Genomic DNA, 14,948 nt, shown 5'->3' with positions numbered 1-14,948 from the left:
ATCATTTTTTCTTCTTTGCAGATGCCAGTACAGACTGGATCACGATGAAGAAGCAAAGCAGTGCGGAAAGTACGATTCGTACCCACCAGCTTGATAAAGTACCCTGTGCTGTGATCAGACTGGAAATCGTTCCTTTGATCAGCACACCAAACAAGGAACCGATCGGGGTACCAACACCACCGGAAAGAAGTGTTCCACCGATAACGGCTGAAGAAATTGCATCCATCTCAAGACCTTTTGCCTGCTCTACGAAACCGGCGCAGCTGTTGAGGCAGAAAAGGAATCCGCCAAGTCCTGCAAGAAAGCCATCCAGTACATAGGCACGGAACATTGTCTTTTTGACATCAAGACCCATCATCAGGGCGCTCTGTCTGTTTCCACCGATCGCATACAGTTTACGGCCGAATTTGAAATATTTCAGAAGCACTGCAATAATGAGAACTACGATAATTGCGATCACTACTGTCGGCGGAATGTATGCCGGGATAAATTTACCTTTTTTGTTTGTAGAACCAAATGGCATGTAGAAACGGTAGTTTGCCCATTTCAGGAATACTTCGTTTTTGATGGAGATCATGTCTGTACTGATGATTGCTGTCATACCACGTCCGAAGAACATGCCGGCAAGTGTTACGATAAATGGCTGGATTCCCATGTAAGTTACCAGGAATCCCTGTACGATACCAAAAGCAAGGCCGATCAGAAGTGCTGCAAGAACTGCCACATATGCACTCACGCCTTTGTTTTCCATAAGGTCTGCCATTACCATGCAGACAAGTGCTGTTACAGAACCAACGGAGATATCAATACCACCGGTGATCATAACGATCGTCAGACCACAGGAAATAACGAGAAGACCTGCATTTGATACAAAAAGATTCAGAAACATCTGCGGTTTGGCAAAACCTTTATCTGCAAAGATCACCATACCTGCTGCATACATAACGAAGAACAGAACGATCGTGATCAACAGCAGAAATCCGGTACTTGTCATTTTCTTTTTCTGTTTCATTATTTCTGACCTCCCTCTGCTGCAACGGAAACTTTTTTGCTTCTGTGATTTGCAACGAATTTCTTAAATACATCACTCTGTAAGGTTACAATGATGATAACAACGATTGCCTTATAAACAGGAAGCTGATCGGCTTTTACATTCATCGCATACAGAGTTGTTGTCAGTGCCTGGATTGTATAAGCTCCGATTACAGAACCGATCAGGCTGAATTTACCACCGCCAAGGAAGTTACCGCCAAGTGCAACTGCCAGGATGGCATCCATCTCAAGGTTCAGACCAATGTTGTTCGCATCTGCGGAATAGATACGGCTGGATGCTACCAGTCCGGCGATTCCTGCAAGAACACCGCAGATCACGTAAGTCAGGAACTTAATCATGGTAGAGTTCAGACCTACCAGTCGTGCTGCTTTACCATTGATACCAACACTCTCAATATAAAGTCCAAGAGCTGTCTTTTTCAAAATCAAAGCTACGATAACTACGGTTACGATTGCGAAAAGAACAGGCGTCGGAACCGGAGATTTACCGATATATCCACCTGCCATCTGGAAAGATGGAACACGGATGTAAGTGATCTGTCCATTTGTAACAAGCTGTGCGATACCTCGTCCTGCAGTATAAAGGATCAACGTTGCTACCATCGGCTGGATATTCAGCTTCGCTACCAGAAATCCGTTAAATGCTCCGCAGAGTGCTGCTGCAAGAAGTGCTGCAATAACTGCAATGATCAGAGAACTCTGATATTCAGTTACGGAAGATGCACCACCAGATAAGATCTGACAGCATACAGCTGCTGCAACCGCCATAACTGCACCAACACTGATATCCTGTCCACCGGATGCTGCTGTAACAAGTGTCATACCAACTGCAAGGATTACCAGTTCAGATGCACGGTTGATAACATCAATAACATATCCATAAAGGACACCATTTCGAATCGTAATATTAAAGAAGTCCGGAGTCTTGATCACATTGATCAGAAGGACCGCGATCAGACACACGATAGGAAGAAAGAGTCGTGCACTCGTGATCTTTTTTAATTTACTTTTATTCATTCTTATCGTCACCTCCTGCAATCGCTTTCATAATATTGCTCTGTGAAAGCTCGCTCTCTTCCAGTTCTCCTACCTTTTCTCCGTCACGAAGGACTGCCATTCTGGAGCAGGTACGAAGCATCTCTTCAACCTCTGAAGAAATAAAGGTTACTGCCATTCCCTGATCTGCAAGATCAAGAACGATCTTCTGGATCTCCGTCTTGGTACCGATATCGATACCTCTGGTCGGCTCATCCAAAATCAGATATTCCGGATTTGTCAGAAGCCAGCGGCCAAGGATAACCTTCTGCTGGTTACCACCGGAAAGACTTTTAATCGGAGTTTCACGGCTTGCAGTCTTGATCTGCAGCATATCAATATATTTATCTGCCGCCTCTTCCATCTCTTTACGGCTCATCGGATGGAACATGCCTTTCTTTGCCTGCATTGCAATGATAATGTTTTCTCTTACGGAAAGATCAGCAATGATACCTTCTGCCTTACGATCTTCCGGAAGATATGCCATACCAAGCTTCATGGCATCCAGTGGACTGTTGATCTTTACTTCTTTTCCATTTACCTTCAATGTACCACTGTCAGCTTTGTCAGCTCCGTAAATGGAACGTACCAGTTCAGAACGTCCGGATCCCAGAAGACCGGTAAGACCGATAACCTCTCCTTTATTGATCTTAAGATCAAATGGCCGGATCGTTCCCTTATGTCCAATACCCTCAGCCTCAATGACCGGAGTTTCGGAGAATACTTTTTTATCTTTACGATCGCCTTTGATGTCTGCAAGATCATCAAAATCTTTCCCCATCATCTTGGCAACCAGCATAACTCTTGGAAGATCTTTGGTCTCATATTCTCCAACCAGCTCACCATTTCGAAGAACCGTGATCCGGTCACACACTGCATATACCTGCTCCAGGAAATGTGTTACGAAGATGATTCCAACACCTTCCTCACGAAGTCTGCGCATCAGAACAAACAGTTTCTCAACTTCTTCATCATCCAAAGAGGAAGTCGGCTCATCCAGGATCAGAACCTTACATTTCATATCCACAGCACGTGCGATCGCGATCATCTGCTGGATCGCTACAGAACATTCATCCAGCATCTGTGTCGGCGGAACATTAATGTTCAGGCTTTCCAGAAGCTTTGCAGAACGTGCATTCATTTCTTTCCAGTTGATCATTCCAACCTTGTTTCGCGGCTCACGACCAATAAACAGGTTTTCCGCAACAGTCAGGTTCGGACAGAGGTTTACTTCCTGGTAAACCGTGCTGATTCCATTTGCCTGTGCCTCCTGCGGAGAATGATTGATAATATCTTTATTTTCACCATTCATATGAATGGAACCGCTTTCGAATTCATGTACACCGGTCAGAACTTTGATCAGTGTTGATTTTCCGGCTCCGTTTTCTCCCATCAGTGCATGGATCTCACCTTTGCGAAGTGTAAAATCCACATGGGAAAGGGCACGGACACCGGTGAAATTTTTACTTATATCACACATTTCCAAAACAACGTTTTGTTCCATTTTCTTTCCTCCATTCCCTGTTTTATTCCATTTTTTCCTTTATTTTCCCTTTTTTGAGCGCAAAAGGGGCGTGGCCCATAAAATCCATACCATCTGGATCCTGTTCCACGCCCCGGGCTCATTACTTATAAATCTCTTTCAGTTTGCAGTTTTATGTCTCAAAGATTAGTATGCACGTCCGTCGATGATTTCCTGAGTAATTGGAGTGATATCATAATCTGTTCCATCAATTGTTACTTTAGTTACTGTATCATCAGATGCAAATGCAACTTCATCAACAAATGCCTGTTTATCAACATCTTCGCCGGCTTCCAGTTTCTGGATGATCTCTTCTACACGTGGTCCGTGAAGTGGGTTACACTCTGTATCACATGTAATTTCGCCGGAAAGTGTCTGTGTAAGACCTGCGTTTGTTGTATCGAAGGACATTACAAGAATCTGGCCTTCTTCGCCGCCAACTTCATATCCTGCTGCTTTGATCGCATCGATTGCACCAAATGCTTCGTTATCATTCTCGCAGTATACAACGTCGATATCATCACCGCTCTGTTTCAGGATAGATTCCATAACTTCCTGTCCTTTAGCCTGTGTAAATTCACCGGACTGCTGAGCAAGTGTTGTCCAGTTGTCATGAGCTTCTACAGCTTCATCAAATCCTTCTGTACGTCCGATCTGAGCAGATGCTCCGATGGTTCCCTGAATATCAACAAGGTTGATTTCTTCATCGCCACGGCCTTTTGCTTCGAGATATGCATCCAGCCATGCCATAGCTTTCTGACCTTCAAGTTTGAAGTTGGATCCTACCCATGCAGTGTAGAGGCTGTCGTCAGATACATCTACCATACGGTCAACGATAATAACCGGGATTCCTGCATCTTTTGCTTCCTGAAGTACTGTATCCCAACCTGTCTCAGTTACAGGTGCGAGTACGATATAGTCAACTTCCTGCTGGATGAAGTTACGGATTGCTGTCAGCTGATTTTCCTGTTTCTGCTGAGCATCGTCAAAGATCAGTTCATATCCGTTATCCTCTGAGAAAGTAGATTTCATGGATTCTGTGTTTGCAGTACGCCAGTCAGATTCTGCACCTACCTGTGAGAAACCAACTGTAATTGTGTCGTCGTCCGCTGCCATAACATTCACTGCGGAAAGTCCTGCCAACATAGATACTGCCAAGAGCGCTGTCACCATTTTTTTCTTCATTTTGTAATCCTCCCTTTACATTTGTTTCGTGTTTTTTAATATGATTTTATTATAGCAATTTGTTACGAAAACTCCATGGATTATTTTCGGAAAAAAGTTTAGTCTTTTATCTATCTTTCTGTCTCATTTTTAACAAGTTGGATTTTTTACGATTTCGGTTGAATATTTTTCCCAAGCCGTAATTCCACCGTTGTACCTTCTCCTTCTTTAGAAGAAATCGTCATTCCGTAGCCCGGTCCGTAGTACAAAGCAATACGTTCCGCAACTGCCGCAAGCCCGAATCCGGCTCTCTCTCCTGTACGTATTGACTCCTGTACCTCATGAAGACGCTCCGGTGTCATTCCCTGTCCATTATCACTGACTGTAAGAACGATCGCATCCGCTTCTTCCCTGCCGGTTATCGTGATCTTACCTTTTCCACGACGGTTTTTGATACCATGATAAAGCGCGTTCTCTGCCAGCGGCTGAATGGAAAGCTTCGGTACCTGTATTCCATCAAGTTCTTTTGGTATGGATAACTCAAACTCCAGAATATCGCGATAGCGGAACTGCTGAATCTCCAGATAGCTCAAAGTGTGTCGTTTCTCTTCTGAAAGAGGAATGATGTCATTTCCTTTAGAAAGCGATGTACGGAAGAAAATAGAAAGACTGGAGATCATCTCCACTGCATCATCCGTCATACCACCTTCGATCAGCCATACGATCGTATCCAGGGTATTATATAAAAAATGCGGATTGACCTGTGCCTGGATCAGCTGCAGTTCTGTCAGATGCTGCATCTCCTTTTCCTGCCGGACATTTTCCAGAAGTCCACTGATCCTGTGTGCCATCTTATTGATTCCCTGGTCCAGTTCCTCAATCTCCACAATCTCTGCACTTACCGGAAGAACATCAAAATTTCCGCGACCGACTTTCTTTACCTTATCCAGCATCTCCGTCACCGGACGGATGATTCCTCCTGTCAGGCGGAACGATCTGCGCATCAGGATCCCAAGCGTTGCAAGCAGTAACACTGCCATTCCTGATATCAGGATTTTGACTCTATGCGTCAGACTTGTTTCCACCTGTACCAGATACATGGACTCATTATAAATATAGTTCTGCATCTCCTGCATGATCAGACCTGTAATAATACGAATGTTGCTGTCCATAAATTCCATTCGCCTATCATACTCTTTGATCTCCATCAGCTGGACCATTCGTTTCTTCAGATTATCCAGATAAGCATCCAGACTGTTCAGACATTTGACGCCACTGGCATGGTATGTATTTTTGCGCAGTTTTTCCATAATCTCCTGTGCATCCTCTACCTGTCCCACAACGTCATCCAGTTCACTGGCTTCTTTTGATCCGATTGCCAGATAATACATTTCCAGATCCAGCTCATCCTTAAAGCTCAGATTGAATTTACTGCTGACCGCCAGATTCTCTGATAGCTTGTTATACTGTCCGGCATACTGCCAGAAGATCAGAAGCAAAATAACCAGCAGGCAGGCCATCGGAATCATCGTACTGAACAGAAGTCTGTTCATACGTTTCTCAAGTCCCATCTGCTTTTTTCTTTTCTGAGGTACTCCTCTCATGCTTTTTCCTCCCGTGCCTTACGGTAATCACTCGGAGTCATACCCTGTGTTTTCTTAAAAAGATAGCTGAAATAATGTGCATCTTTATATCCGATTTCTCCTGCGATCTCACTGGAACGCATACCCGTGCAACGCAGAAGCTCTTTTGCTTTATTCATACGCAGTGTGGTCAGATACTCAATAAAAGTCTGTCCCATATTCTGGCTGAACAGAGCGCTGAAATGATTAGAGCTGACATTTGCAACATTGGCAACCGTATTTAGTGAAATCTCTTCATCCATATAATGGCTGTCAATAAAGTCCACCGCGGTTTTTAAAATACTGCGGTTTTTGTTTCCGGAATTCTGGTCACGGATCTCGATTGCCTGTGAGATCATTTTTTTCGCATAAGCAATTGCACTTTCCATATTCTTTCCACTCTCTGCAAGTACTTCTTCTGTATCTGCAGATTCCATTTCATTCGTATCACATCCCAGCCCTTTAATGAATGAAATAACAGAAAACCGAACATTCAGAATAACATAATTTCGAAATACCAGTGATTCCATCGGCTCCTGACCGATTGCATAAAAATAGTCTTTTACAAAGTTTTCTGTCTCTTCCTGAAGACCATTGCTCAAAAATTTCTGAAGGATTGCCGGATTCAGGGCATTCACATCCACTTTCTGCAGATAGGCATTATCTTCAGTCTCCGCCTGTCCACCAGGATGCTCCATAGTTTCCATCTCATCATAGTAAAGAATATTTTCATCATACAGATATCTCTGCGAAAAGGCTCTTGATGCCGTATGATAGCTCTTTTGTATCTGACTCAGACGCTCCACAGACTGACCAACTGCAAGGAACCATTCCCTTCTTCCATCCTGCCTGCTCAGAATCTTACGGATCTCATCCACACACGCTCTTGTATTTTCTTCAATAGCTTCTCTCTGTCCCTTAAGAAGTACACCATAGGAGAAAATATTACTTCGAAACAGCATGGCCGATGAATGACCGGCAAAAAAGTTTTCCAGAAGTTCCAGTGACTCTGCTTCCCACGAAGAATATTCATCTCTCTGTCCGGAAAAATCCTCATCACAGTTCATCGTAAAGATCAGAACATTGTAAGCCTCTGCAACAATATCCAGACCAAGCTTTTCTGCTCTTTTATAGACCTCCATCATGTCCATGGAACCGCCGACCAATGCCTCAAAAAAATCGCGGCTGCTGTTCTTCTCATAAGCCTGCATCTCTCTCTGGAATTTTTCGTAATATTCTTTCTGTGTTTTTTCATGTTCATAGCGGCTGCGGATTTCTGAAAGCCGTTCAATCAAAGCATTCTTTGTGATCGGTTTCAGGAGATAATCCTCCACACCAATTCCAATCGCCTGTTTTGCATAATTAAAATCATCATATCCACTTAAAATCACAACCTTCAGCCCCGGTATTTCCTTTTTGGCCAGACGTGCCAGCGTTAGACCATCCATAAATGGCATCTTGATATCCGTGATCAAAAGGTCCGGCTGCTGTCTGATCAACAACGGCAATGCCATCTCACCATCTGCCGCTTCTCCTACCAGCTCAAAGCCAAGTTCCTCCCACGGGATCATTCGTTTGATCGTCTCACGGACTACAACCTCATCTTCTGCCAGAAAAATCTTTAACATCTCTCCACCCCATTTGTCCTGTCGCGTATTTGTGCAAAAGTTCTAATGTATACTATACCAGTTTCATTTTTTTTAGACAAGTTTTTGTTCCTATGTATAAAATAAAATACCAGCATTTTATTCCAGAAACACTTTACATCCCTTTATGAAAATTTAATATTTCAATCTCTATTCCTTCCTCATTATGTGTGGTAAAATGTTGCCATTCTGATAATTAAGCCTCTGTCAGAGGCAATGAATTTGCTTTTATGGAGATTTGTTATGAACAAAAAAGAATTTCTTGACATTTTATATGAACAGCTTTCCGGGCAGATGCCGGAGGGAAATGTTGCCGCCCATGTACAATATTATCGCAATTATATTGAAGATGCAGTGACTCAGGGCCGTACGGAAACAGAAGTCTTAAATGAACTTGGTGATCCAAGGCTGATCGCACGTACTCTTTTAGATACTGATTCAACCGCTTCCGGTAATCCACAGACTACAGGAAGCTATTCTGAACCATACACAGACAATTCTTATGAATATGACAACGGCAGCTCCGGCAGTAAAAAAGTAAAGAGCCGTAGTTTTCACATCGATCTTAGTACCTGGTATGGCAAGCTTGCCGTTATCCTGATTGCTGTGGTCGTGATCTTCCTCTTATGCACAATACTAAGCGTTCTGATCCCGGTCATGGTCATTTTCGGTATCGTATGCTTTATAATTTCCAAACTGCGCAGTTGATATGCAAGAACATTAAAAAAGAGTGTAAATCCTGATACCACAAGATTTACACTCTTTTTATTATTCCTTTTATGCTGCTCTCTTTGTCATAAATGACTCAAATCTTACATGACGATCCATCTGGTCTCCGATCATTCCAATCACTTTTCCCATCGTAAATGCAGCAAGAATCGTACCGATTCCGAGTCCGTCCAAATGTCCGAGGATGATACAGGTCATCAGTGCTGTTATTGCCAGACAGGTGACATCAAATCCAATCTTGATCCTGGAATATTTTATCTTTGTGATATCTGTCAGTTCTCTCGGGAAAAGATCTGTCGGAATAATTGGCAGACCACAGCGGTTGGAAAGTGCGATTCCCAAACATATCAGAAGATAACTGATTACAAAATAAACTACTCTGTATTCCAAAGCTGTCGGCAAGGCGTTAATCCACATTTCATGTATATCCAGCATCTCACTGAATGCAAATCCCACTAAGAAACTAAAAAGATACGGTGCAACGAATTTCTTTCGCATGATCATCAGTGATAATACTAAAAGTCCCTGAAAAATATAGGTCCAGGTTCCAAGAGAAATCTTTGGAAACACCAGTGAAAACGCATACGGCACACTGGATATTGCAGAAATCCCTGACCCAGAATAGAGCATAAGTACTACTCCCAGACTGTTGATCAGTATAATTACTATCAGTGCGATTTCGCCTCTTATCACAGGCATTTTTATGTTACTTTGTAAATGACTGTTCTCAGTCAATTCAGACATTTTAGAAATTCTCCGTTCCTACACAAAAATAAATTTTTTCACAATAAAAATGAATATTTTCCACTTCCAAGCACTTTTAATCCTGCAATAAGGTGTATCGATTTCTCCTTCTACAAACAAAAAAACTCCCATCTCCGTTTTCAGATTAAATGTCAGGTTTTACAAACGCAAGTTTCTTTCCCAGAACCCTTGCAATAAATCCGACCAGAAGTGCTGCAATGACTGTGCCTTCTCGAACACCATTGAGGTGTCCGGCAAAGCCCAAAGACAGAACTGCCGCGATAACTGCCATAGACACATCAAAGAAAATCTTTGTCGTACCAAAGTTGGTTTTCCATGTCAGAACGATCGCACGGACAAATGATTCTCCTGGCAGCATGACGACATCTGCCAGAACTTCCATATACACACCAATTCCAAGGATCAGACATCCTATCAGAAGATACACAATTTTCATGACATAGTTCTGCGGATTTACCCATGTAAACAAAAGCATCGTCAGGTCGATGAAATATCCGAAAACAATCGATACCGGTATCTGCAGAACATGTTCCAGTTTAAAATTCTTACGCAGAATCAGTAACTGCAGTAAGATCAGAAATACGCTGAAAAAAATCGTAAAATTACCAAGTGTAAATGGGAAACTCAAACTCAGCACATATGGAATGGATGAGATCGGTGATGTTCCCAGACTTGCTTTCGTGATCAGACTGACACCAAGTGAGTTCACAAACAGACCAATCAGAAATATTACGTATCTTTTTAATTTGTTCATTTGTTACTTTCCTTCTTTCCCTGTTTCCTCGCAGCCTGTCTCAGACAGATTGTAATAAATTTTATGATAAATCTTCATAAATGTCTCTGCTTCTTCTGAAGAAATATCTTTCCATGCATTCTCCTCAATTTCCACAAAAGCAGCCTCGACAAGCATCTGGCTCTTCCTGCCGGATTCTGTCATAAAAATGTGAAAAGTCCTTCTGTTTCCATTGAGCATACGTCGCTCAATCAGACCTTTTTCCTCCATACGGTTCAGTATTGAAGTCAGCGATCCCGCCTCAATAAAACAGCCCGCTGCAATTTCCTTCTGACTTGCTCCATCATGACTTTTAAGATAATCCAGAACCTTCGGCTGTCCCAGTGTAAGCCCTGACTCCTTTACTTTTTCCAGAATACGCTTCTGAATTAACAGATGATTCGCCATGGTCAGGTAATGCAATGATGTGTCCACGTCTCACGTTCCTTTCTTTTTATGTTTAACGCAAAATAGTTATAATCCTAACGTTTAGGATTATAACTATTTCTTTAAAATGTGTCAATATATGTTTTGCTCATTTTATGATATCTACAGCCCTTCCCTGTATATCTCACTGATCACAGCCTGGGCATGTTCTGATTCTTTTTTCTTTATAAGCTGCTCCCTGTCACTCAAAATTGCAATCATTTCATCCACCACTACCTCAACTGCGGGTGGCTCTGTCATCCTGTACAGATACCCCAGCATGCGCGTTGCTGTGTAATCCGTATTCAGATACTTGTAGGCAATTTCTGAACATAGTTCCTTCGGATATCTTCTTTCAATCAATGCTCTGTAAAGCTCGTCTGCTCTTTCTGATGCCATATTTTTCTCTCCGTGTCAGGCTTCATCGGATGCATCATTCAGTGCGTCATTCGCATCCTCCAGTGCATCCAGTGCCTCTGTCAGAAGATCCAGTTTGTCACTGCTCTCATCTTCTGCTTCATATGCATCAATCACATCCACAAGAGTATCTTTTATTTCTTCCAGAGAAGCTATAATTCTTTTCAATCTGGCTTCCTTTGAAGAAGCTCCAGTAATATCTACTACTTTGCTCATGATAATCCTCCTTCTTGGGTGAAAAAGTTGTTACCCATATGATACCCGTTTCCACCTCAAAAGTAAAATACTATCTTTTTATCATGCATAGCAGACTTTACTCCGTATAACTATTCCCATTCTCATCGGTCCAGGTGCCATCGCCGTTATCGGTATAGCCAACACCATTTGCATCACAATAATAATAATCTCCGTTTGTGGTCTCTTTTACATCGACACTTCCGCCGCTGCCTTGGAGTTCATGCTGTCCCAGCTTCGTTCCCAAATTGTAGTCTTCGTCATTCCAGGTACGATAAGAATTTCCATTGGCATCTGCCCAGTTTCCGTCTCCCTGATAGCTGTATTGAAATCCGTTATCGTCAGAATAAGTTCCATCTCCGTTGTCGTAAAGGACTCTGGATTCCTCATCACCTTCACCTGATGCTACAATCGATGCCACACCGGAAGGAGTACTGAAGCCACTGGTGTATGGCACTCCTGCCGGAAGACTCTCATAATAGGATCCTGACCCATCGCTGTCAGAACCACTTCCATTATCTGTCGTTTCACTTTCCTGCTCGTTGCTTTCCACAGTAGAATCAGAATTTGTTTCCGCACTGATGTTTTCTCCCGAATTTACAGAAGCTTCTGTATTTGTATCCTCTGACACTCCCGTTTCACTCTGTGTCCCTGCTATTTTCTGCATATCTATCATTTCAGAAAATGGTGCATAATCCGGTGCATTCTTTTCTTCCGGATCTGTATTTTTTTCCTGCCCTGTTCTCTCTGTTCGCGTTGGGGCTGTATCTGTCCCGGCCGAAACATTAAATACGAGGTTACTGCCCGCAAGAAGCACCGTCACAAGAATTCCCGGCAGGATTCCTCTGCGAAGCTTCCGTATGTTCACCATATACAAAATTCTGTCCTTAAACACCATTCCGCTGTCATTGAGACTTGCTGTTACATATGGGATCTGATTATTCATCGCCACTGTACGAAGAAGCAGCTGTCTGTAAAGCCTGTGGTCTTTTTTGTTTACACGGTTAATCACTGCCGTATCACACAGATTCTCGATATCCTTATCTGCTTCTTTCAGCATAATAAGAAGAAACGGATTAAACCAGTATATTGTTGCACAGGTTCGAAGAAGCATCTTATACCAGAGATCCCGATGACAATAATGTGTAAGTTCATGGTAAAATACCAGTTTTCGCTCCTCTGCGGAATAGCCTGTTGCCGGAAGATACAACTTTGTATGGAAGAGTCCTGCCAGAAGTGGTGTAGTAAGACCCGCATTCTGTCTGAGCTCCGGTGCTCTGCGCACACTCTTTTTCCGGCATACATCTCTATACATCTGAATACTCACCGAATCATTGACTGGAAGGCTCATTCTCCTGAGATTTTTCATGGAAAGGTAATATGCCAGCAGTTCTCCTGCCAGTTTAAGCACTGCCACACTCAGCCAGACCGATGCAAAAATTACAGCAATAGTTTCCAGCCATTTTCCAGCCGTATGCACGATAAACTCTTTTTGTTCCGGAACTTCAGACTGACTTTTCGTATTATTGTTCACAGAAGACATTATTTCCATTTTCTGCTGTCTCTCTCCCGGTCTTGCTGCGTAATCCGTTGTCTTCGAATTTTGTTCATTCTGTTGAATGCTTCTCTGTACTTTAAAATCCACCAGCGTAAAATTTGCCGGAAGGCGCACAGGAATACAAAGACTTACCGTAATCAGCAGCCAGATAATATACTTCCATCTCGCTGATACCTGACCTTTAAACAGAATCGCAAGCAGTTTGACCAGTAAAATTATAACTGCTGCAATAATATTCAATTTCAGAATATGCAGAACAAAAATCTCCATAATTTGCTATTCCTCCCCGTCTTCCAGCTCCTTAAGAAAATCGCTGAGTTCATGAATTTCTTCAGAACTGATTTTTTTCCCCTGATAAAGTGAGGTGACAAATTTTTTTAATGAATTTCCATAGAGTTTCTCAAGAACACTCTGACTCTCATGTGCCTGATAATCTGACTGCGAAACCAATGGAGTATACAGGTTTAATTTTCCCTGTTTCGTCACTTCCACAAAATTTTTACTCTCCAGTCTTGTCAGCAGTGAAAGGATTGTTGTCGATGCAAGTTTTTTCTTTGTATTGATTACTTTTTCAATTTCCGGCCTGGTCATCGGAGGAGTTCCGTTCCAAAGAACAAGCATGATATCCAATTCTGATTCAGGTAATCTCTGATATGTTTTTTTCACTCTTTTCCACCCTCCTGATTCACATCTGATATATTTTCTACAAATGTAGGAATAATTTTATTTTACCACAGGGCCAAAAAATGGCAAGAGCTTCTGCACATTTTACAGAAGCTCGTCGCTATCAATGTTACTGTTCACTCCGTTCACAGCAACTTGGTCAAAATCCATTCCAGATCACCTACGGTGATAGGATTTTGCCCCGTATGTCTCGGGATTTTTCCATATTCATGGCAAAACACCTCGCGGAATATTACCTGTGAACAGTTACCTATCAATTCATTTCGGTATAGCTGCTGCCATTTTCATCGCTCCATGTTCCGTCTCCGTTGTCTGTAAATCCGGTGCCATTGTCGTCACGGAAATAATAATCACCATTTGTAGTTTCCGTAACTGTCACTGTATTGCCGTCCGCATCCTGAAGATCATGCTGTTCCAGCGTATGTCCCAGATGATGTGTGTCATCATTCAGAGCTGCGTAGGTATTTCCATTTTCGTCTGTATAGGTTTCATCTCCGTTATCAGTATATTCCATTCCATCATCTCCACGATATTCACAGGAATAATCTTTGTGAAGAATATAATTGATCTCAATTGTATTTCCATCACTGTCAACTAATGTCATCGGTGAAGTAGTACGGATATCTGAATCATCACTGCTGTCTGATGAACTGACAGAAGCGTTTTTTTCTGTATCAGAATCAGAGGAATTTGTCTCTCCCCCAGACTTCTGTTCAGAAGTACCGGGCTCTGATTTATCAGAATTTTCGTCAGCCTCTCTCGTAAGAGACGGATTTCCCGGATAAGAAATATACTCTACAAATTTTCTGACGTCACCGATATCATCTGCATCTTTTGCATATCCTACTGCCATATACAGACTGTTTCCCTCTGAATAAATTGTCTGGTAGCAGGCCTCATATGTGTCGTTACATTTGGCAATTCCTGTTTTGACATCTTCCAGTGAATATTTATAAATATTTACATAATCACTTCCATTCGTATAGCTGGCATAAGTACCTTCCGTATCTGCCTTCTCCCAGGCAGAACCAGCCGGCGGCTGTGTATAGAAATCATTATTTCCGGCTGCCATAACAGTTCCAGCCGAAAAAATCCCCAGTGCTGATACGGTCATAAGTGTCATAAATTTTGTTGTTTTTGTTTTCATAATTGATTCTCCCTGATTTTTATTTTCTACATTTGTAGAAGTTATTTGTATTCTACATCTGTAGAAATAAAAAGTCAACCACTAATTCTACGTTTGTAGAAATAATGGTTGACCAAACAAAACTTCTGTCTTACCAAAGGTATCTCAGTGTTTTATTGCAAGAAATACTATCTT

15 protein-coding genes are annotated in these 14,948 nt (G+C 42.3%); 1 reads left to right on the top strand and 14 read right to left on the bottom strand.

The genetic code is table 11. From position 1 onward, the window contains the following. Position 1 precedes the first annotated feature (1 nt). From NQ503_RS03065 to NQ503_RS03040, 6 genes are all read right to left on the bottom strand, one after another. On the bottom strand, positions 2 to 1,012 hold the full coding sequence (locus NQ503_RS03065; RefSeq protein ID WP_005424300.1) for an ABC transporter permease subunit: 1,011 nt from the start codon (positions 1,010 to 1,012) through the stop codon (positions 2 to 4). Next, complete coding sequence (locus NQ503_RS03060; protein WP_005424299.1) at positions 1,012 to 2,070, bottom strand: ABC transporter permease; 1,059 nt, start codon at positions 2,068 to 2,070, stop codon at positions 1,012 to 1,014. Before NQ503_RS03060 ends, NQ503_RS03065 begins: the two co-directional genes overlap by 1 nt. After that, positions 2,063 to 3,592: a sugar ABC transporter ATP-binding protein gene (locus NQ503_RS03055; protein WP_005424298.1), complete on the bottom strand. Its 1,530-nt coding sequence runs from the start codon at positions 3,590 to 3,592 to the stop codon at positions 2,063 to 2,065. Before NQ503_RS03055 ends, NQ503_RS03060 begins: the two co-directional genes overlap by 8 nt. Positions 3,593 to 3,757: 165 nt before the next feature. Continuing rightward, positions 3,758 to 4,795 carry an ABC transporter substrate-binding protein gene (locus tag NQ503_RS03050; protein WP_005424296.1) on the bottom strand — a complete coding sequence of 346 codons (1,038 nt, stop codon included), beginning with the start codon at positions 4,793 to 4,795 and terminating at the stop codon, positions 3,758 to 3,760. Between the two features lie 146 nt (positions 4,796 to 4,941). Beyond that, complete coding sequence (locus NQ503_RS03045; protein WP_005424295.1) at positions 4,942 to 6,378, bottom strand: sensor histidine kinase; 1,437 nt, start codon at positions 6,376 to 6,378, stop codon at positions 4,942 to 4,944. Further along, a complete protein-coding gene (locus NQ503_RS03040) occupies positions 6,375 to 8,024 on the bottom strand; it encodes a response regulator (protein ID WP_005424294.1) in 1,650 nt (549 codons plus the stop codon). The genes NQ503_RS03045 and NQ503_RS03040 overlap by 4 nt, the downstream gene beginning before the upstream one ends. Before the next feature lie 261 nt (positions 8,025 to 8,285). Here NQ503_RS03040 and NQ503_RS03035 point away from each other — a divergent pair, with 261 nt between their 5' ends. Beyond that, positions 8,286 to 8,750 (top strand): DUF1700 domain-containing protein, encoded by a 465-nt coding sequence (locus NQ503_RS03035; protein WP_044925454.1) that lies wholly within the window; start codon positions 8,286 to 8,288, stop codon positions 8,748 to 8,750. A gap of 69 nt (positions 8,751 to 8,819) precedes the next feature. Here the strand turns inward: NQ503_RS03035 and NQ503_RS03030 are convergent, their stop codons facing one another. The 8 genes from NQ503_RS03030 to NQ503_RS02995 form a co-directional block, all read right to left on the bottom strand. Continuing rightward, positions 8,820 to 9,515, bottom strand: a complete 696-nt coding sequence (locus NQ503_RS03030) for a DUF6198 family protein (RefSeq protein WP_005424291.1) — start codon at positions 9,513 to 9,515, stop codon at positions 8,820 to 8,822. Positions 9,516 to 9,660: 145 nt separating this feature from the next. Beyond that, positions 9,661 to 10,290, bottom strand: a complete 630-nt coding sequence (locus tag NQ503_RS03025) for a YczE/YyaS/YitT family protein (RefSeq protein WP_005424289.1) — start codon at positions 10,288 to 10,290, stop codon at positions 9,661 to 9,663. Between the two features lie 3 nt (positions 10,291 to 10,293). Beyond that, the gene (locus NQ503_RS03020; RefSeq protein WP_117592085.1) at positions 10,294 to 10,743 is read right to left on the bottom strand and encodes a MarR family winged helix-turn-helix transcriptional regulator; all 450 of its coding nucleotides are present in this window, start codon (positions 10,741 to 10,743) and stop codon (positions 10,294 to 10,296) included. Between the two features lie 114 nt (positions 10,744 to 10,857). Then, entirely contained in the window at positions 10,858 to 11,133 is a 276-nt protein-coding gene (locus NQ503_RS03015; RefSeq protein ID WP_005424287.1) for a hypothetical protein, read from the bottom strand. A gap of 15 nt (positions 11,134 to 11,148) precedes the next feature. After that, a complete protein-coding gene (locus NQ503_RS03010) occupies positions 11,149 to 11,367 on the bottom strand; it encodes a hypothetical protein (protein WP_005424286.1) in 219 nt (72 codons plus the stop codon). 97 nt (positions 11,368 to 11,464) lie between these two features. After that, positions 11,465 to 13,213, bottom strand: a complete 1,749-nt coding sequence (locus NQ503_RS03005) for a M56 family metallopeptidase (protein WP_005424285.1) — start codon at positions 13,211 to 13,213, stop codon at positions 11,465 to 11,467. Between the two features lie 6 nt (positions 13,214 to 13,219). Beyond that, on the bottom strand, positions 13,220 to 13,609 hold the full coding sequence (locus tag NQ503_RS03000; protein WP_022388696.1) for a BlaI/MecI/CopY family transcriptional regulator: 390 nt from the start codon (positions 13,607 to 13,609) through the stop codon (positions 13,220 to 13,222). 271 nt (positions 13,610 to 13,880) lie between these two features. Beyond that, a complete protein-coding gene (locus NQ503_RS02995) occupies positions 13,881 to 14,774 on the bottom strand; it encodes a hypothetical protein (RefSeq protein WP_005424283.1) in 894 nt (297 codons plus the stop codon). Between the last annotated feature and the right edge of the window lie 174 nt (positions 14,775 to 14,948).

Source organism: Blautia obeum ATCC 29174 (assembly GCF_025147765.1).
In the GTDB taxonomy this organism is placed as follows: Bacteria; Bacillota; Clostridia; order Lachnospirales; family Lachnospiraceae; genus Blautia_A; species Blautia_A obeum.
Note: the sequence above shows the minus strand (reverse complement) of the source record. Positions and strands in the feature narration are given on the sequence as shown.